The 18970-nt window shown below is 73.1% G+C and carries 15 protein-coding genes; 8 read left to right on the top strand and 7 right to left on the bottom strand.

Annotated elements, in window-relative coordinates:
- Positions 1-33 precede the first annotated feature (33 nt).
- Entirely contained in the window at positions 34-2868 is a 2835-nt protein-coding gene (locus tag ACIQGQ_RS19360) for a DEAD/DEAH box helicase (protein WP_402397337.1), read from the top strand.
- 112 nt (positions 2869-2980) lie between these two features.
- On the opposite strand, the gene ACIQGQ_RS19365 is transcribed toward ACIQGQ_RS19360, so the two are convergent.
- From ACIQGQ_RS19365 to ACIQGQ_RS19380, 4 genes are all read right to left on the bottom strand, one after another.
- Entirely contained in the window at positions 2981-3424 is a 444-nt protein-coding gene (locus ACIQGQ_RS19365; RefSeq protein ID WP_402397340.1) for an SPW repeat protein, read from the bottom strand.
- 85 nt (positions 3425-3509) lie between these two features.
- A complete protein-coding gene (locus ACIQGQ_RS19370) occupies positions 3510-4919 on the bottom strand; it encodes a cryptochrome/photolyase family protein (protein WP_402397343.1) in 1410 nt (469 codons plus the stop codon).
- Positions 4920-5117: 198 nt separating this feature from the next.
- Positions 5118-5960, bottom strand: coding sequence for a siderophore-interacting protein (locus tag ACIQGQ_RS19375; RefSeq protein WP_402397346.1), 843 nt, complete (start codon positions 5958-5960; stop codon positions 5118-5120).
- Between the two features lie 46 nt (positions 5961-6006).
- Positions 6007-6915, bottom strand: a complete 909-nt coding sequence (locus ACIQGQ_RS19380) for a 5'-3' exonuclease H3TH domain-containing protein (protein WP_402397701.1) — start codon at positions 6913-6915, stop codon at positions 6007-6009.
- A 381-nt stretch (positions 6916-7296) separates the two neighbouring features.
- On the opposite strand from ACIQGQ_RS19380, the gene ACIQGQ_RS19385 reads away from it, so the two are divergent.
- The 4 genes from ACIQGQ_RS19385 to ACIQGQ_RS19400 all read left to right on the top strand — a co-directional run bounded on the left by ACIQGQ_RS19385 (position 7297) and on the right by ACIQGQ_RS19400 (position 12432).
- Positions 7297-8370 carry a glycine betaine/L-proline ABC transporter ATP-binding protein gene (locus ACIQGQ_RS19385; RefSeq protein WP_402397349.1) on the top strand — a complete coding sequence of 358 codons (1074 nt, stop codon included), beginning with the start codon at positions 7297-7299 and terminating at the stop codon, positions 8368-8370.
- A complete protein-coding gene (locus ACIQGQ_RS19390; RefSeq protein WP_402397352.1) occupies positions 8363-10999 on the top strand; it encodes an ABC transporter permease/substrate binding protein in 2637 nt (878 codons plus the stop codon). The genes ACIQGQ_RS19385 and ACIQGQ_RS19390 overlap by 8 nt, the downstream gene beginning before the upstream one ends.
- Positions 11000-11170: 171 nt before the next feature.
- A complete protein-coding gene (locus ACIQGQ_RS19395) occupies positions 11171-11716 on the top strand; it encodes a helix-turn-helix domain-containing protein (protein WP_402397355.1) in 546 nt (181 codons plus the stop codon).
- Between the two features lie 11 nt (positions 11717-11727).
- Complete coding sequence (locus tag ACIQGQ_RS19400; RefSeq protein ID WP_402397357.1) at positions 11728-12432, top strand: helical backbone metal receptor; 705 nt, start codon at positions 11728-11730, stop codon at positions 12430-12432.
- On the opposite strand, the gene ACIQGQ_RS19405 is transcribed toward ACIQGQ_RS19400, so the two are convergent.
- Complete coding sequence (locus ACIQGQ_RS19405) at positions 12371-13522, bottom strand: TDT family transporter (RefSeq protein WP_402397359.1); 1152 nt, start codon at positions 13520-13522, stop codon at positions 12371-12373. The genes ACIQGQ_RS19400 and ACIQGQ_RS19405 overlap by 62 nt on opposite strands.
- A gap of 71 nt (positions 13523-13593) precedes the next feature.
- Between ACIQGQ_RS19405 and ACIQGQ_RS19410 the strand changes: the two genes are divergently transcribed.
- Positions 13594-14529 carry a LysR family transcriptional regulator gene (locus ACIQGQ_RS19410; protein WP_402397362.1) on the top strand — a complete coding sequence of 312 codons (936 nt, stop codon included), beginning with the start codon at positions 13594-13596 and terminating at the stop codon, positions 14527-14529.
- Positions 14530-14586: 57 nt separating this feature from the next.
- A complete protein-coding gene (locus tag ACIQGQ_RS19415) occupies positions 14587-15543 on the top strand; it encodes an aminoglycoside phosphotransferase family protein (RefSeq protein WP_402397365.1) in 957 nt (318 codons plus the stop codon).
- A gap of 56 nt (positions 15544-15599) precedes the next feature.
- Here the strand turns inward: ACIQGQ_RS19415 and ACIQGQ_RS19420 are convergent, their stop codons facing one another.
- Positions 15600-16328: a FadR/GntR family transcriptional regulator gene (locus tag ACIQGQ_RS19420; RefSeq protein WP_402397368.1), complete on the bottom strand. Its 729-nt coding sequence runs from the start codon at positions 16326-16328 to the stop codon at positions 15600-15602.
- A gap of 193 nt (positions 16329-16521) precedes the next feature.
- Between ACIQGQ_RS19420 and ACIQGQ_RS19425 the strand changes: the two genes are divergently transcribed.
- On the top strand, positions 16522-17460 hold the full coding sequence (locus ACIQGQ_RS19425; protein ID WP_402397371.1) for a DUF2510 domain-containing protein: 939 nt from the start codon (positions 16522-16524) through the stop codon (positions 17458-17460).
- A gap of 18 nt (positions 17461-17478) precedes the next feature.
- Here ACIQGQ_RS19425 and ACIQGQ_RS19430 read toward each other — a convergent pair whose 3' ends face one another.
- Positions 17479-18681 carry an amino acid deaminase/aldolase gene (locus ACIQGQ_RS19430; protein ID WP_402397373.1) on the bottom strand — a complete coding sequence of 401 codons (1203 nt, stop codon included), beginning with the start codon at positions 18679-18681 and terminating at the stop codon, positions 17479-17481.
- Positions 18682-18970 lie beyond the last annotated feature (289 nt).

An 18970-nucleotide genomic window follows, 5' to 3' on the forward strand; every position in this document is an offset into this window, starting at 1 on the left:
CTGTCGGAGGCGACGGGTAGGCTCGTAAGCAAGATGACAGAGGACCTCTCACCCGCTGAGCGATACCAGGCTTCTCGGACGCGTGCAGCCGAGCTGGCCACCGCACTCGCGCCCTTCCGTGAGCTGTACGAATTCGATCTGGACCCGTACCAGATCGAGGCCTGCGAGGCCCTGGAGGCGGGCAAGGGGGTGCTCGTCGCGGCCCCGACCGGCTCGGGCAAGACGATCGTCGGCGAATTCGCCGTGCACCTCGCCCTGGAGCAGGGCCGCAAGTGCTTCTACACCACGCCGATCAAGGCCCTGTCCAACCAGAAGTTCGCCGATCTGGTCAAGCGGTACGGAGCGGAGAAGGTCGGCCTGCTGACCGGCGACAACAGCGTCAACGCCGATGCCCCGGTGGTCGTCATGACCACCGAGGTGCTGCGGAACATGCTGTACGCGGGCTCGCAGGCGCTGCGGGGCCTCGGCTATGTGGTGATGGACGAGGTCCACTACCTCTCCGACCGCTTCCGCGGCGCGGTCTGGGAGGAAGTGATCATCCACCTCCCCGACTCCGTGACCCTGGTGTCGCTGTCGGCGACCGTCTCCAACGCCGAGGAGTTCGGCGACTGGCTGGACACCGTCCGCGGCGACACCCAGGTCATCGTCTCCGAGCACCGCCCCGTGCCGCTCTGGCAGCACGTGCTGGCGGGCCGCCGGATGTACGACCTCTTCGAGGAGGAGACCGACCACGGCGGCCGCGGGGCCGGCCGCCGCGAGGTCAACCCCGACCTGGTCCGCCTCGCCCGGATGGAGAACCAGCGGGGTTACAACCCGCGCGAGCGCCGCCGGGGCAAGATGGTCCGCGAGGCCGACCGGGAGCGCGAGCGCCGTCAGCGCAGCCGGATCTGGACCCCGTCCCGGCCCGAGGTCATCGACCGGCTGGACGCCGAGGGGCTGCTCCCCGCCATCACGTTCATCTTCAGCCGGGCCGGTTGCGAGGCCGCCGTGCAGCAGTGCCTGCACGCCGGGCTGCGGCTCAACGACGAGGACAAGCGGCGCCTGGTCCGGGAGATCGTCGAGGAGCGGACCGCCGCCATCCCCGGCGAGGACCTCCACGTCCTGGGCTACTACGAGTGGCTCGAAGGGCTGGAGCGGGGCATCGCCGCCCACCACGCGGGCATGCTGCCGACCTTCAAGGAGGTCGTCGAGGAGCTGTTCGTCCGCGGGCTCGTCAAGGCGGTCTTCGCCACCGAGACCCTCGCCCTCGGGATCAACATGCCCGCGCGCTCGGTCGTGCTGGAGAAGCTCGTCAAGTGGAACGGCGAGCAGCACGCCGACATCACCCCGGGCGAGTACACCCAGCTCACCGGGCGGGCCGGGCGGCGCGGCATCGACGTCGAGGGCCACGCCGTGGTGCTCTGGCAGCGCGGCATGGACCCGGGTGCGCTGGCCGGCCTCGCCGGTACCCGCACCTACCCGCTGCGCTCCAGCTTCCGGCCGTCCTACAACATGGCCGTGAACCTGGTGCACCAGTTCGGCCGGCACCGCTCGCGGGAGCTGCTGGAGACCTCCTTCGCGCAGTTCCAGGCCGACCGCTCGGTGGTCGGCATCTCCCGCCAGGTGCAGAAGAACGAGGAGGGCCTGGAGGGCTACCGGGAGGGCATGACCTGCCACCTCGGCGACTTCGAGGAGTACGCGCGGCTGCGCCGCGAGCTGAAGGACCGGGAGACCGAGCTGGCCAAGCAGGGCGCTTCGCAGCGGCGGGCCGCCGCCGCGGCGTCGCTGGAGAAGCTGAAGCCCGGCGACGTCATCCATGTGCCCACCGGCAAGTTCGCCGGGCTCGCGCTGGTCCTCGACCCGGGGCTGCCCGCCGGCCGGGCCAACGCGCACAGCCACCGGGGCACGGAGTACCACGACGGGCCGCGGCCCCTGGTGCTCACGGCCGAGCGCCAGGTCAAGCGGCTCGCCTCGATCGACTTCCCGGTACCGGTGGAGGCGCTGGAGCGGATGCGGGTGCCGAAGTCGTTCAACCCGCGCTCCCCGCAGTCGCGCCGCGACCTGGCCTCCGCGCTGCGCACCAAGGCCGGGCACATCGTGCCCGACCGGCACCGCAAGGGACGGTCCCCGGCCGCCGACGACCGGGAGATCGCCCGCTACCGCGCCGAGCTGCGCGCCCACCCCTGCCACGGGTGCGACGAGCGCGAGGACCACGCCCGCTGGGCCGAGCGCTACCACCGTCTGAAGCGCGACACCCGGCAGCTGGAGCGGCGGATCGAGGGGCGGACCAACACCATCGCCCGCACCTTCGACCGGATCGTCGCCCTGCTCACCGAGCTCGACTACCTGCGCGGCAACGAGGTCACCGAGCACGGACGCAGACTGGCCCGCCTCTACGGCGAGCTGGACCTGCTGGCGAGCGAATGCCTGCGGGCGGACGTCTGGGAGGGGCTGAACCCGGCCGAACTCGCGGCGTGCGTCTCGGCGCTGGTCTACGAGGCCCGGCAGGCCGACGACGCGGTGGCGCCCAAGCTGCCCGCCGGGCCCGCGAAGACGGCGATGGGCGAGATGGTCCGGATCTGGGGCCGGCTCGACGCCCTGGAAGAGGAATTCAAGATCAACCAGGCGGAGGGCGTCGGCCAGCGCGAGCCCGACCTCGGCTTCGCCTGGGCGGTCTACATGTGGGCGTCCGGCCGGACGCTGGACGAGGTGCTGGGCGAGGCGGACATGCCGGCCGGGGACTTCGTACGGTGGTGCAAGCAGGTGATCGACGTACTGGGGCAGATCGCGGCCGCCGCCCCGAAGGAAGGGAGCTCCGTGGCGCGGAGCGCCCACAAGGCGGTGGACGCGGTGCTCCGGGGCGTCGTGGCGTACAGCTCGGTGGGCTGAGGCCCGGCACGGGGATCCCCGGGCCCTTCGGGGCCCGGGGACCGCGGCCGCGGCTCCTTTCCCCGGCGGCTTCCGGCGCTTTCCGTGACGCGCGGTGTTCCCCGCGGCCTCCTCAGCCCGGGTGCTTCCCGCTCTTCAGGGCCACGCCGACACAGGCCAGCCCCAGCAGCACGGTCAGGCCGCCGACGATGATGTTGCTGAGGGCGATGCCGATGCCGGGGCTGCTGCCGACGATCCAGGTGGCGAGGATGATCCAGGCACCCATGACGCAGATGGCCCAGCTCAGGCCGTACATGCGCTCCGGCATGACGGTGAACCCGAGGCCGAGTACGGCGATCGCGATACCCATGATCAGGTTGTGGGTGGCGAGGGCGGACTGGGTCGTCGTGAAGTGCAGCACCCACGGCGAGATGGCGCAGTACAGGCCGACCAGGAACACCGGCGCGTCCACCAGGGCCACGTCCCGGCCGCCGAGCATGCGGGCGTAGCGGTCGCGCATCTCGGTGACATCGGGGTGGGTGGCCATGTCATGGCCGGTGTGCGAGAGGTTCGACATGGGGTCGTCTCCTTCCCTCCACGGACCGGGCCGCCGTACCCGTTCGATATGCGGCCCGTACCGCCATTCTGCTCTTATATCTCCCTTATGTGTAGCTTTCGGAGTCGCGGGAATCGGCGGGAACCGCAGGCCGGTCCAGGCCGCGTGCGTGCTCGAAGCGGGCCCGCGCCTCCATCAGGCCGACGAGCGGGGCCGGGTAACCGAGCGCTTCCCGGCGGGGTCCGGTCAGCTTCCACGGCTCGTGGATCTCGCTGTCGGCCAGCTCCGCGAGCTCCGGCACCCAGCGGCGTACGTAGCCGCCGCGCGGGTCGAGGCGCCTGCCCTGGACCACCGGGTTCAGGAGCCGGTTGGGGCGGGTGTCGGTGCCGGTGCCCGCCATCCACTGCCAGTTGAGCTGGTTGTTCGCCAGGTCGCCGTCGACCAGTAGATCCAGGAAGTGCCGGGCGCCCACCCGCCAGTCCACGTACAGCGTCTTGGTGAGGAAGGAGGCCGCGAGCATCCGGCCCCGGTTGTGCATCCAGCCCTCGTGCGCCAGTTGCCGCATCGCGGCGTCGACCACCGGGTAGCCGGTGCGCCCGGTGCGCCAGGCCGTGATCTCGTCCTCGTCGGACCGCCAGCGGTCGTTCCGGGGGCGGTAGTCGTCCCGTGCGGCGTCCGGCCGGGCGGCGAGCACCTGGTGGTGGAAGTCCCGCCAGGCCAGCTGCCGTACGAACGCGTCACCGCCCGCCCCGCCCCGCCGCCCCGCCCGGTCGACCGCCTCGGCCGCCGAGAGGCAGCCGAAGTGGAAGTACGGGGAGAGCCGGGAGGTCGCGTCGGCGGCCAGGTCGTCGTGGCCGGTCGCGTAGTCGGCCAGTGGGCCGCGCAGCCAGGAGGACAGCAGCCCGCGCCCGGCCGACTCGCCGCCCTCGGCGAGCCCGGGGGAGGTGCCGGAGACCGCCGCCCGCTCCGGCAGCGGGTCCGACGCCACCCCGTCCGGCAGCCGCACCGCACGCGGGGCGGGCAGGGGGCCCCGCACCCCGGCCTCCTGCCAGCGGCGGAAGTACGGAGTGAACACCGCGTAGTGGTCGCGGCCCGCCGGGACGACCGCGCCCGGGGCGAGCGCGGTGACCACCGCGTCGTGGACGTGCAGGGTGCAGCCGGCCTCCGCCAGGGCGGTGCGCAGCCGGTGCTCGCGGTGGGCCGCGTAGCCGCTCACTCCGGCGGCGATGTGCAGGCTCCGCGCACCGGTTGCCACGGCCACGGCGCGGGCGGCGGCCGCCACCTCACCCTCGCGGACGACGAGCCGTCCGCCCCGCCGGCGCAGCCCGGCGTCGAGATCGGCGAGGCAGTCCGCGAGGAACGCCCGCCGGTTCGGCGCGTCGAAGCCGGTCCGGTGGATGGCCCGGTCGCGTACGAACAGGGGGACGACGGTGTCCGCTTCATGGAGGGCGGCGTGCAGGACCGGATTGTCGTGCAGGCGCAGATCGGCGGTGAACAGTGCGACGGAGACGGTCATGCGGTGTCCTTTGCCCGGGAGCGCATGATCCTTCCATCAGTTCCGGGATTCGCGATATATCGCGGATCGCGCGTAAGGGTGAACGAGATGGGTGCGCTGCCCGCCGAGCGCTCCATGTACCCGTACGGTCTCCCGGCGCGGGTGCCGGACACGCGTGCGCCCCGGCCGGGGCCGGGGCGCACGGGGTCGTGCCGGTCCTTACGCGGCCTTCTCCTGCTCGCGCTCCATCTGGGCGTTCCACTCGCGCTTGACGGCGCGCCAGGCGTCGTCGTTCTGGCCGAGGCGCCAGTAGCCGGAGATGGACAGCTGGGGGAGCGGGATGCCGCGGTCCAGCCGCAGGTGGCGGCGGAGCTCCTTGACGAAGCCCGCCTCGCCGTGGACGAACGCCTGCACCTCGCCCGCCGGGAACTCCAGCCCCTTCACCGCGTCGACCAGCGCCTCGCCGACCGGGCGCGCGCCGCGGTGCAGCCAGGTCACCCCGACACCGTCCGGCGTCACGATCTTCTGCTCCTCCGCCGCGTCCGACACCTCGACGAACGCGTGCACCACCGCACCCGCCGGCATCTGCTCCAGGGCCGCCGCGACGGCCGGCAGCGCGCTCTCGTCGCCCACGAGGAGGTGCCAGTCGGCCGAGGCGTCCGGGCCGTAGCCCCCGCCCGGGCCCAGGAACGTCACCTGCTCGCCGGGGACCGCCCGCATCGCCCAGGGCCCGGCGAGCCCCTCGTCGCCGTGGACCACGAAGTCGATGGCCAGCTCGCGGGCGACCGGGTCCCAGGACCGCACCGTGTACGTACGGGTCGTGGGCCACAGCTCGCGCGGCTGCTCCTCGCGGATGCGGGCCATGTCGAAGGGGTGCGCGTAGTCGGCGCCCTCGGGTGCGAAGCAGAGCTTGATGTAGTGGTCGGTGCACCCGGAGAGGCTGAAATCGGCGAGGCCCTCACCGCCGAGGACCACGCGCACCATGTGCGGCGTGATCCGCTCGGTGCGCACCACCTCGGCCCCCCGTGCCGTGGGTGCCTGCCGCGCCGGTCGTTCTGCCACGAGGTTCTCCCTGATCCGATTGCTTAGGCTTACCTAAGCTAGCACCTCAGCCGGGCAGAGTGGAGAGCAGGCGCTGGAGGGATCCGCCCAGCCCCCACCTCTTCGCCAGGGCGTCGAGGGCGGCGGGATCGCGCGGGGCGGACGGCAGCGTGGGATCGAACTCCGGCAGCGGCACGTCACCGGCGACCCGGACCACCTGCGGGGCGACCGCCACGTACGGCCGCGCCTCGTCGAGCCGCCTGCGCTGCGAGGGCGTCAGCCGGGCCGCCGGATCGTCGACGGCGGCCATGATCCCGGCCAGGTCGCCGAAGGCGTCCAGCAGCTTCGCCGCCGTCTTCTCGCCGATGCCCGGGACGCCCGGCAGTCCGTCGCTCGGGTCGCCGCGCAGCAGGGCCAGGTCGGCGTAGCCGGCGCCGTCCACCCCGTACTTCTCCCGCAGCCACGCCTCGTCCGTCAGCTGGAGCGAGCCGACGCCCTTGATCGGGTAGAGCACCCGCACCCCGCGCGCGTCGTCGACCAGCTGGTAGAGGTCGCGGTCGCCGGTGACGATGTCCACCGGGCCGGTGGCGTGCCGGGTGAGCGTGCCGATCACGTCGTCCGCCTCGTACCCCGCGACGCCGACCCGGGCGATGCCGAGCGCGTCCAGCACGTCCTCGATGACCGGGACCTGCGGGGCCAGCGTGTCCGGGGTCTCCTCCTCGTCGGGCAGGCCCTCGGCGGTCTCCACCGCGACCCGGTGCGCCTTGTACGTGGGGATCAGCTCGACCCGCCAGTGCGGCCGCCAGTCCGCGTCCATGCAGGCCACCAGCGCGTCCGGGCGGTGGTCCTGGACCAGGCGGGCGATGAAGTCCAGCAGACCGCGCACGGCGTTGACCGGTGTCCCGTCCGGTGCGCGCACCGAGTCGGGGACGCCGAAGTAGGCGCGGTAGTAGAGGGAGGCGGTGTCGAGGAGCATCAGGCGTCGCGTCACATCCCGATGATGCCGTACGCCTCCGACAGCGGCCCTCGCGCACGGGGCGACCGCCCGCGGGGTCCCCGCGGGCACCCGTCCGTTCCGGGAGTGACACCCGGTGTACGGGTGGTGTCCATCCCCCATTCGGGTGTGACCTGGGTCACTCTTTTGTTTGCTCCGTGTAAGTGCGGGCAGGCGCGCAGCCGGAGCGGAACACGTACCGGTTTCAACCAGTGCACGTGTCATGCGGACCGAATCCGCGCCGCTCCACGGTCTGCCGGAGGGGGTGGCAGACCGTTTTTCGGTTCGACCCGCGAGGTGTATGTGTCCAGGCTGCAAGCCGAGCACTTGTACAAAGTGTTCGGCAGACGACCCGATCAAGCCGTGCAGGAACTCGAGAGCGGCGCCGACCGCGACGAGCTGCGCGCCGACGGAACGACCGCAGCGGTGATCGACGCCTCGTTCACCGTGGAGCCGGGACAGATCTTCGTCGTCATGGGTCTGTCCGGGTCCGGCAAGTCCACGTTGCTGCGCATGCTCAACGGACTTCTGGACCCCACGGCCGGACGCGTGCTGTTCGACGGCCAGGACCTGACCGCCCTGAGCCCCGCCGAGCTGCGCCACGTCCGCTCCTCCAAGATCAGCATGGTCTTCCAGCACTTCGCGCTCTTCCCCCACCGCAGCGTCCTGGAGAACGCCGCGTACGGCCTGGAGGTCCAGGGCGTACCGCGTGCCGAGCGGGAGAAGCGCGCCGCCGAGGCGCTGGAGCTGACCGGTCTCGCCGGCTGGGAGAAGTCCTGGCCCGACGAGCTGTCCGGCGGCATGCAGCAGCGTGTCGGCCTGGCCCGCGCCCTGGCCACCGACGCCGACCTGCTGCTGATGGACGAGTCCTTCAGCGCGCTCGACCCGCTGATCCGCCGCGACATGCAGGACCAGCTCCTCGAACTGCAGAAGCGGCTGAAGAAGACCATCGTCTTCATCACCCACGACCTCAACGAGGCCATGCGCCTCGGCGACCGCATCGCCGTCATGCGCGACGGGCGGATCGTCCAGCTCGGCACCGCCGAGGACATCCTGGTCACCCCGGCCAACGACTACGTCGCCTCCTTCACCCAGGACGTCGACCGGACCCGGGTGCTGACCGCGGGCGCCATCATGGCCGAGCCGCACACCGTCCTGGGCACCGGCACGGACGACGGCAAGGAACTGCGCACCGCCGCCGACGTGATCGAGGCCGCCCCGGCCACCGTCAGCGAGTCCACGCCGATCATCGAACTCTTCACGCCCTGCTCGCGGAGCGGGGTCGCCGTCGCGGTCACCGACGACGAGGGCGAGCTGGTCGGAGTCGTCCCGCGCGCCCGGCTGCTCGCCGTCCTCGGCGAGCCGATGACCCCCGCCGAGGCCCCGGAGACCGTCGCGGCCGACGCCGTCGTCACGAAGAAGGTGGCCAGTGTTTAGGCTCCACCTCGGCGACTGGGTCGACTCCGCCGTCGACTGGCTCCAGGTCCATCTGGCCTGGCTCTTCGACGCGATCAGCTCCGTCGTCAGCGGCATGTTCGACGGCATAGCCGCCGTGCTCTCCGCACCCGCACCACTGCTCTTCGCCGGCATCGTCGCGGTCGTCGCCTGGTGGCTGCGCGGACTGCTCGCCGGACTGCTCGCCTTCGTCGGCTTCGCCCTCATCGACTCCGTCGAGCTGTGGGACGAGGCGATGGACACCGTCACGCTGGTGCTGGTCGCCACCATCATCGCGCTGGTGCTCTCGGTGCCGCTGGGCATCTGGGCGTCCCGGTCCAAGACGGTCAGCGCGATCACCCGGCCGGTCCTGGACTTCATGCAGACCATGCCCGCCATGGTCTACCTGATCCCCGGCGTGATCTTCTTCGGCGTCGGCGTCGTGCCCGGCATCATCGCCACCATCATCTTCTCGCTGCCCCCGGGCGTCCGGATGACCGAGCTGGGCATCCGCCAGGTCGACGGCGAGCTGGTCGAGGCGGCCGAGGCGTTCGGCACCACCCGGCGCAACACCCTGCTCCGGGTCCAGCTGCCGCTCGCCCTGCCCACGATCATGGCCGGTATCAACCAGGTCATCATGCTCGGCCTGTCCATGGTGGTCATCGCCGGCATGGTCGGCGGCGGCGGCCTCGGCGGCGCCGTCTACCGCGCCATCGGCAACGTGGACGTCGGCCTCGGCTTCGAGGCGGGCATCTCCATCGTCATCGTGGCGATGTACCTGGACCGGATGACCAGCGCGCTCGGCCGCGAGGTCTCCCCGCTGGCCCGCCGTGCCGTGGCCAAGGCGCAGGCCATGGCCGGCGGCCTCAGGATCTGGAACCACCGCCCGCAGCCCGTCGTCGCCGTCTCCGGCGTCGTGGTCCTCGCGCTCGTCGCGGGCGCGCTCGGCGTCTTCGGCTCCTCCGGTAAGGACACGTCCGAGAACACCGCGGGCGACGCGAAGATCGGCGCCGGCAAGAAGATCAGCATGGGCTACATCCCGTGGGACGAGGGCATCGCCTCCACCTTCCTCTGGAAGGAGATGCTGGAACGGCGCGGCTTCGAGGTCGACGTCAAGCAGTACGAGGCCGGCGCGCTCTACACCGGCATGGCCAACGGCCAGATCGACTTCGAGACCGACTCCTGGCTCCCGGTCACCCACGCCAGCTACTGGAAGAAGTACCAGGACCGCCTGGAGGACATGGGCTCCTGGTACGGCCCCACCTCGCTGGAGCTGGCCGTCCCGGCGTACCTGAAGGACGTCACGTCGCTGGAGGACCTCAAGGGCAAGGGCGCGCGGTTCAAGAACCGGATCGTCGGCATCGAGCCCAGCGCCGGTGAGTCGGGCCTGCTCAAGGACAAGATCCTCCCGGGCTACGGCCTGGACAAGGAGTACAAGGTCGTCGACGGCTCCACCCCGTCGATGCTGGCCGAGCTGAAGCGCGCGTACGCCAAGAAGGAACCGATCGTCGTTCCGCTCTGGTCGCCGCACTGGGCGTACAACGACTTCGAGCTGACCAAGCTCAAGGACCCCAAGAACCTCTGGGGCAAGGGCGACGGCATCCACACCCTGGCCCGCAAGGGCTTCACCGCCGACAACCCCGAGGTCGGCGGCTGGCTCAAGAACTTCACGATGACCGAGGACCAGCTCACCGGTCTCGAGGCGGAGATCCAGAAGTCCGGCTCCGGCAAGGAGCAGGAGGCGGTCCGCACCTGGCTCAAGGCCAACCCGGGCCTCGCCGACAAGTGGACCCCCGTCGCCGAGGCGGGTACCGCCAAGGCCGCGAACGGCAAGGACGAGCGGGACCGCACCGTCGAGATGGCCTGGTTCCCCTGGGAGGAGGACATCGCCGCCACGTACCTGTGGAAGGCGGTCCTGGAGGAGCGCGGCTACAAGATCAACCTCAAGCAGTTCGAGGTCGGCCCGATGTACACCGCGATGTCGCGCGGCCAGATCGACGTGCAGTTCGACGGCTGGCTGCCGTACACCCAGAAGAACTACTGGGAGAAGTACGGATCGCAGCTGAGCGACCTCGGCTCCTGGTACGGCCCGACGTCCATCGAGATCGCGGTGCCCTCCTACGTGAAGGACGTGAAGACCCTCGCGGACCTCAAGGGCAAGGCCGACCGGTTCAAGGGCCGCATCGTCGGCATCGAGCCCGGCACCGCCACGATGGAGAACCTGAAGAAGAACGTCCTGCCGGCCTACGGCCTGGACAAGGAGTACAAGGTCGTCGACTCCTCGACGCCCGGCATGCTCGCCGAGCTGAAGCGCGCGTACGCCAAGAAGGAGCCCATCGCGGTGCTGCTCTGGACCCCGCACTGGGCGTACAGCGAGTACGGCATGACCAAGCTCGCGGACCCCGAGAAGGCCTTCGGTGACGGCGACCGGCTGCACACCATCGCCTCCAAGGACTTCCCGAAGCACTACCCGCGGCTCACGAAGTGGTTCGAGGACTTCAAGCTGAGCGAGGAGCAGCTCGCCGGACTGGAGAACCAGATCCAGAAGCACGGCGCGGGCCACGAGGAGGAGGCCGTGAAGGCCTGGATGGAGAAGAACCCGGGCATCGCGGACACCATGGCTCCGCGGTAGGCGCCGTACGGCACCGCAGCACGCGAGAGGGTGGGCACCGTCACAGGCGGTGCCCACCCTCTTTTTACGGATTTTCCGACTCCGGGACGTCCGCCGGACGGCCCACCTTGCGCAACCGTGTGCGTAAACCGCCGGCACCCGGGAGGATGGCGAGTCGGGAGGGAGCCGGACATGGACGAGAAGGAAGCACTCCGCGTGGGCGCCGCGGTCCGCCGCAGACGCAGGACCCTGGGGCTCACACTGGCCGTGGTCGCCGACCGCAGCGGCCTCTCCGTGCCGTTCCTCAGCCAGATCGAGAACGAGCGGGCCCGGCCCAGCGCCCGGTCCCTGGACCGGGTCGCCCGCGCCCTGGAGACCACCACGGCCCGGCTGCGCGCCGCCGCCGACTCCGCGCGCGCCGTCGACGTCGTACGCGCCGCCGCGGGCGACGGGACACGCCGGGTGGTGCGCGGCCGCCACCAGCTCAGCGCCCTGGAGTTCACCGGCGAGCTCGACCTCGGGCGCGAGTTCCAGCACCGCAACGACGAGGTGATGTACGTGGTCCGGGGCGCCGCCGAGGTGGAGGCCGAGGGGCAGGCGTACCGGCTGGAGGAGGGCGACACCCTCTTCCTGTCCGGCGGGGTGCGGCACCGCTGGCGGGCCACGGTGCCGGAGACCCGGCTGCTGGTCGTCGCGGTCGCCGAGCACATCGACGCCACCTTCGACCCGCGCCGCTGACGGGGACAGCCGTGCGGGTCGTCTCCCTGGTCCCCTCGCTCACCGAGGCCGTCGCCACCACCGCCCCCGGACTGCTCGTCGGCGTCACCGACTGGTGCACCCACCCGCCCGGCCTCACCGCCGCCCGGATCGGCGGGACGAAGAACCCCGACGTCGCGGCGGTGCTCGCGCTCCGGCCCGACCTGGTCGTCGCCAACGAGGAGGAGAACCGCGCGGACGACCTCGCCGCGCTCCGGTCCGCCGGTACGGAGGTGCTGGTCACCGAGGTCCGCACCCTCGACCAGGCGTTCACGGAGCTGGCCCGCGTACTGGCCGCCTGCGGCCTGCCCCGGCCGCGCTGGCTGGACGAGGCCGAAGCGGCCTGGGCGGCCGCGTCCCCGCCCCCGGCACCGCGCCGCGCCGTGGTCCCGGTCTGGCGCCGCCCCTGGATGGTCCTGGGCCGCGACACCTTCGCCGGTGACCTGCTCGCCCGGCTCGGCGTCGAGAACGTCTACGCGGGCCACGCCGAGCGCTATCCCCGCGTCCCGCTCGACGAGCTGAACGCGGCGGGTGCCGAGCTGGTGGTGCTCCCCGACGAGCCGTACCGCTTCACCGCGGACGACGGGCCCGAGGCGTTCCCCGGACTGCCCGCCGCACTCGTCGACGGGCGGTACCTCACGTGGTACGGACCGTCGCTGGTGCGGGCGCCTGCGGCGCTGCGAGCAGCACTCCGCTGAACAGCCCGCGCAGCGTCCGCGCCCCGGCCACCGCCCACGCCGTCACCAGCAGCACGTACAGCGCGACGGCCAGCCAGGTGAACGCGGTGAGCCCGGTGTGCCGGGCCAGACCGGCCGCGCCCGTGACACACGTCCCGACCGGGAAGGTGAAGCCCCACCACGTCATGGCGAAGGTCATCCCGTTGCGCGCGGCCCGCACCACCAGCGCGACGGCCAGCGCCAGCCACAGCAGCGCGAACCCCATCACCGGCACCCCGTACAGCACGGCGAACACCCCGAGCCCCCCGGCGTACGGAGCCCCGATCGCACCCGGCGCCACGTCGGCGAGCTGGTTGACCGCGGTCGTCGACTGCCCCAGCGGGCCGAGGACCAGGAAGAGCGTGGGGGTCAGCGCGAGCGGCAGCGGCCCCTGGTGGACCAGCCGGGCGAAGATCAGCGGCAGCATCACCAGCGTGGCCAGCAGGCTCAGCCCGAACATCGCGTAGCAGGCCAGCAGCATCGCCTCCCGCCACTGACCGGCCGGCAGTTCCGGCACCAGCAGCGGCCCCAGGGCCGCGGAGACCATCGGGGCCACCAGCGGCAGCAGCCACACCGGTGACGCGGTGCCCGGCTCGATCCGGTGGCGCACGACCATCAGATAGGGAACGGCGACGGCGGCGGCCAGGCCGGTCAGCGTGCCCGCCGTGTACAGCACCACGTCCACCGCGACGGCCGCGCCGTGCCCGATGACGTCCCGCCCGACCACCATCGTCGAGCCCCCGACCGCCAGCAGCGCCATCGAAAGACAGCCGTAGAACGGGGCGACGGCGGGGTCGAGCAGATGGCGGCGGGCCTGGTCGCGGTGGGCGGCCCAATGCCCGGCACGGGCCGCCAGCACCACGGCGAGCGCGACCGCCGCGAGCACCCACACCACCGTGCAGAAGGTCCGCAGACCCGCGACGTGGACCGGCAGCGCGACCCCCGCGCTGGCGACGATCGAGGTGCCCATGACCGCCGCGTACCAGTTGGGGCCGAGATGCCGCAGGGCGGGCAGCCGATCGGCGGCCGGAGCCGGTGCGGGGGAGTGCGAGGTCTGCGGAAAGATGGCCATGCCACGATTTTCCCGGCGCGGGCCGCGGCCCCACCAGACGTCCCGCTTCTATGAGGTCATAAAGTGGGCTTATGACTGGTGACGTACCTGCCCCGCTCTCCCACCGGGTCCCCGACCTGGGCGCACTGGAGCTGCTGCTCGCCGTCGCCCGGCACGGCAGCCTGGGGCGGGCGGCCCGGGACGTCGGGGTCAGCCAGCCCGCTGCCAGCAGCCGCATCCGGTCCATGGAGCGGCAGCTCGGCGTGGCCCTGCTGGACCGCTCACCGCGCGGCTCCCGGCTCACCGACGCCGGGGCCCTGGTCACCGACTGGGCCCGCCGGGTCGTCGAGGCCGCCGAGGCGTTCGACGCGGGCGCCCAGGCGCTGCGCGACCGGCGCGACTCCCGGCTCCGGGTCGCCGCCTCCATGACCATCGCCGAGTACCTGCTGCCCGGCTGGCTGATAGCGCTGCGCGCCGAACGGCCGGACACCGCGGTCTCGCTGCTGGCGGGGAACTCCGCGGCGGTGGCGGCCCGGCTGCTCACCGGCGAGGCCGACCTCGGCTTCGTCGAGGGCCTCACCGTGCCCGAAGGGCTGGACGGCACGGTCATCGCCCACGACCGCCTCGTCGTCGTGGTCGCCCCGTCCCATGCCTGGGCCCGCCGCCGCGCCCCCCTCACCCCGCAGGAACTGGCCGCCACCCCGCTCGTCCTGCGCGAACACGGCTCCGGTACCCGCCAGGTCCTGGACGCGGCGCTCGCCGTGCACGGCGGCCTCGCCCAGCCCCTGCTCGAACTCTCCTCCACCACCGCCGTGAAGGGCGCGGCGGAGAGCGGCGCCGGGCCCTGCGTCCTGAGCGAACTGGCGCTCGGCGAGGAGCTGTCCGCCCGGCGCCTGGTCAAGGTCCCGATCGCCGGGGTACGCCTGCGGCGCCAGTTGCGCGCCGTCTGGCCCTCCGGCCACCGCCCGACGGGACCGGCCCGCGACCTGCTCTCCCTGACCGGGCGGGACGCCCGCCCCGCGTACTGACCCGGGCCCGGGCAAAACGGCTGGGCGCCGGCGCACCCGGGCTGGCAGGATGCCGCGATGAACGTGATCGCGCCTCCCGCCTCCGGCGTACGCCACCCCTGGTCCGGTCTGCCCGCCCGCTTCCGCGGCGCCGTCGAGGACATCCTCGGTGCCCCGGTCGTCGAGGCGCACAGCCAGAACGGCGGCTTCTCGCCCGGGGTCGCCGCCCGGGTCCGGCTCGCCGACGGGCGCCGCGCGTTCGTCAAGGCGGTGAGCGCCGAGACCAACCCCGACAGCCCGGCCCTGCACCGCGCCGAGGCCCGGCACACCGCGGCCCTCCCGCCCGGCACCCCCGCACCCCGGCTGCTCGGCTCCTACGACGACGGCTTCCGGGTCGCCCTGGTGCTCCAGGACATCGACGGCCGGCAGCCCCGGGTCCCCTGGGACGCCGCCGAGCTGGACCGGGTCCTGGCGGCCGTCACCGAGCTGGGCGCGGCCCTGACCCCGGCCCCGGTCGACGCGCCCGCGGTGGCCGTCCGCAAGGCCAGTATGTTCAGCGGCTGGCGGACCCTGCTGGCCGGTGGCGGCGCGGACGGGCTCGACCCGTGGGCCGCGCGCCGTCTGGGCCTCCTCGCGGAACTTGAGGCGGGCTGGGAAGGCCCGGCCTCCGGGGACAGCCTCGCCCACAGCGACCTGCGCGCGGACAACATCCTGCTCACCGACGACCGGGTGTACTTCGTCGACTGGCCCCACGCGGTGCGCGCCGCCCCCTGGTTCGACCTGCTGGCGATGGCGCCGTGCGTGGCGGCACAGGGCGGCCCCGACCCGGAGGCCCTCTTCACCGCGCACCCGCTGGGCCGGGACGCCGATCCGGCGGGGGTGACGGCGGTACTCGCCGCGCTGACCGGCTACTTCCTCTCCCACGCGCTCCGCCCCGCTCCTCCCGGGCTCCCGACCCTGCGCGCCTTCCAGCGGGCCCAGGGCATGGCGGCGCTGCGCTGGCTGCGCGGACGGCTCGGGGACCCGGCCGCCTGACCCGGCCCACGCAATGGTGCGAAGGTGGACCTTTGCGTTCCCCGGAGTGCCGTCGGTCAGGCGAGGAAGCCGCGCAGCAGCGCCGCCGTGCCCGCGCAGTGCTCGCGCGCCACGGCGCGCGCCGCCTCCCCGTCCCCCGCGAGGACCGCCTCTACCAGGGCGGTGTGCTGGTGCTGGGAGTGCTCCAGGTTGCGCACCAGCAGCGGGATGCAGTCGAGCAGGTCGTTGAGCGTGGCCCGGACGGCCGCGTACTGCGCGGTCAGCGAGGCGGAGCCGGCGAGCCCGGCCAGGGTCAGGTGGAAGAGGGTGTCGTGCCTGCGGTAGTCCGGCAGCGGTGCCTCGTGCGTCGCCGCCAGCGCCGCCCGCAGCCGGTCCGCCTCCCCGCCGGTGAGCCGCCGTGCCGCGCACAGCTCGGCCGCCCCGGCCTCCAGCACCTCGCGGAAGCGCAGGACGTCCTCGATGTCGACCGAGGCCACCCTCCGGCGCAGCTCGTCCCCGCCGGGACTGTCGGCGCGCGGCCGGACGAACGTGCCGCCGTACCGGCCGCGCCTGCTCTCCACCAGGCCCTGGTCCTGGAGCACCTTCAGCACCTCGCGCAGGGTGACCCGGCTGATCCCGAGCCGCTCGGCGAGGTCGCGCTCGGCCGGCAGTCGTCCGCCGCCCGGCACCAGTCCCAGCCGGATCACCTGGAGGATCTGCTCCAGCGCCTCCTCGAAACCGTTCCCCGCCCGGACGGGCCGCAGTGCGGGCGTCAGGCGGTCCACGAACTCGCTGTCCCCGGTCACGCCCCGTTCCCCTCCCGGCCGCACGGCCGACCGTCCGTCCGATGGCCGATCATCAATGGTTCACTCCCACACCATAAGCTTCCGGCCGGTACGGCGCGGAGGCTCCCCCGATGGCCCGGCGCCCCGGGAGGGACGTTTCGGGCAAGCCGCCAACGGCCGGATCGGGCCGGTCAGCGAACCCTAGAGTGGGCGCATGAGCAACGCGACACCGCCCGGCTGGTACCCGGACGCCGCGACGCCGGGCAGCGAGCGCTGGTGGGACGGCGCGGCGTGGACCGCTCACCTCCGCCCGACAGCCCCCGTGGCCCCCGTTCCCCCGGCCCCGACTGCCCCCGCCCCGCCCGTACCGGCCGCCACCGTCCGGTACGGCAGCGGCTCCGGCCGGCGTACTGCCGTGCTCGCCGCCGCCGGGCTGCTGGTCGTCGGCGCCGCCGTCGCCGCGGCCGTCCTGCTGGGCCGGGACGGGGACGGCCCGGGGCCCTCGGCCGCACCCGCCACCTCCGTACCCCCGACCGCCACCGCGACCGGCACCCCGTCGCCCACCGGGCCACCGGCCGGGGACGACGCGAAGCTCCTCGTCGACCAGCTCAACGGCATCACGCTGCCGATCCCCGACGGCTGGGAGAAGCCCGGCCGGACCGTCGACCAGGTCCTCACGATGCGCACCGTCGGCTCCTACGACTGCCCCGGCGGCACCTCCGCCTTCTGCTACCACGGCACGGTGACCAGCCGCACCGCGAACGCCACGGACACCACCTCCGTCCGGGAGCTCGCCGAGCGGGACATCGCCACCGCCGCGGACGCCGCCTACGGGGAGAACCTCGTCGGCGACCGCCCCCACGGCGGCATCGTCTCCCACCAGCGGCTCGCCTCCGCGCAGGTGGCCGTCGCCGGACGCGCCGGCTACCAGGTGCGCTGGCGGGTGCGGACGGGCAAGGGCCCCGGCGGCTACGTGCAGTCGCTGGTCTTCCCGTCCACCGTCGGCTCCGAGGCACCGGTCATCGTGCGGTACGCCTTCGACGCGGGCCCGGACGGGCCCCCGCTCGCGCTCATGGACACCCTCACCCGGGGCATCCGGCCGGTCGGCGACAGTGTGACGAGCGGCGGCGTGGGCAGCTCGATCGGTCCCTGAGCCCCGGCCCCGCCCGGCTCAGAGGAACGTGCGGCCCTCGCCCCGGTACGTCGGCACGGTCGCGGTCACCCGGTCGCCCTCGATCAGCTGCAACGCGTCGAAGCGTTCGCACATCTCACCGGCCTTGGCGTGCCGGAACCACACCTTGTCGCCGATCAGCAGATCGTCGGCCGCGGCACCGAGCAGCGGCGTCTGCACCTCGCCCGGCCCCTCCTGCGGGTCGTAGCGCAGCCCCTCGGGCAGGTACGGCACGGGCAGCCGGTCCTGGCCCGCGGGACCGGACGCCGGGTAGCCGCCGCCGAGCACGGTCACCACCCCCACCCCCGGGCGGCGCACCACCGGATGCGCGAACAGCGCCGCCGGACGGGCCGTGAACGAGGTGTAGTTGTCGAACAGCCTCGGCACGTAGAGCCCCGACCCGGCAGCGATCTCGGTCACCGCCCGCTCGGCCGCCGTGTGCTGCACGCTGCCGGTGCCGCCGCCGTTCACGAACTCCAGGTCCGGCGCCACCGCCCGTACCGCGCGCACCACCTCGGCCCGCCGCGCGGCCAGCTCCTTACGGCCCGCGGCCTGCATCAGCCGGACCGCCCGGGAACGCAGCGGCCGGCCCGCGACCGCGTCCCCGACCCCGGCGATGTGCCCCTCGTACGCCATCAGCCCCACCAGGCGGAAGCCCGGCCGGCGCGCCACCGAGCGCGCCAGCTCCGCCAGTTGGGCGGGGGAGCGCAGCGGGGAGCGCAGGGCGCCGATCCGGACCCGGCCGCCGAGCATCCGGAGCGAGGTGTCCAGTTCCAGGCAGACCCGGATCTCCTCGCCGCCGCCCGCCCGGGCCGCGTCGATCAGTTCCAGCTGCGCGTGATCGTCGACCATCACCGTCACCGCGGCGGCCAGCTTCGGATCGGCGGCCAGCTCCGCGAGCGCCGCCCGGTCGGCCGTCGGATAGGCCAGCAGAACGTCCTCGAAACCGGCCCGCGCCAGCCACAGCGACTCGGCCAGCGTGAACGACATGATCCCGGCGAAACCGGGCCGGGCCAGCACCCGTTCCAGCAGCGCCCGGCAGCGCACCGACTTGCTCGCCACCCGGATCGGCTTTCCGCCCGCACGGCGGACCAGATCGTCGGCGTTGGCGTCGAACGCGTCCAGATCGACGACGGCGATCGGGGCGTCCAGATGGGCGGTGGCCCGGTTGTACCGGGTCCGGTCAGCGGCACGGGCAGTCATGGCCGCAGCTTGCCAGACGTCCGTACCGCTGGGTAGGGGGATGTTCCGCGCAGATCGCCAGGGGTCGGACGAGCGGCTCCCGCCGGGACGGTCCCACCCCGTAGAGTGACGGAACGCGGCAACCGACGGGCCTGCCTGCGACGTTGATCCGCGCACGGTACGGAACGGGACCAGGGAGACGGATGAGTACCGAGGCGCAGCGTGCTCCTGTCCCGCCCCGCCCCACGACCCCGTCGGAGCCCTCGGGCCCCCCGGCACCGACCCCGCCCGCGCCCGCTGCGGATCCGGT

This window comes from Streptomyces sp. NPDC092952 (assembly GCF_044754785.1).
Lineage (GTDB): Bacteria > Actinomycetota > Actinomycetes > Streptomycetales > Streptomycetaceae > Streptomyces.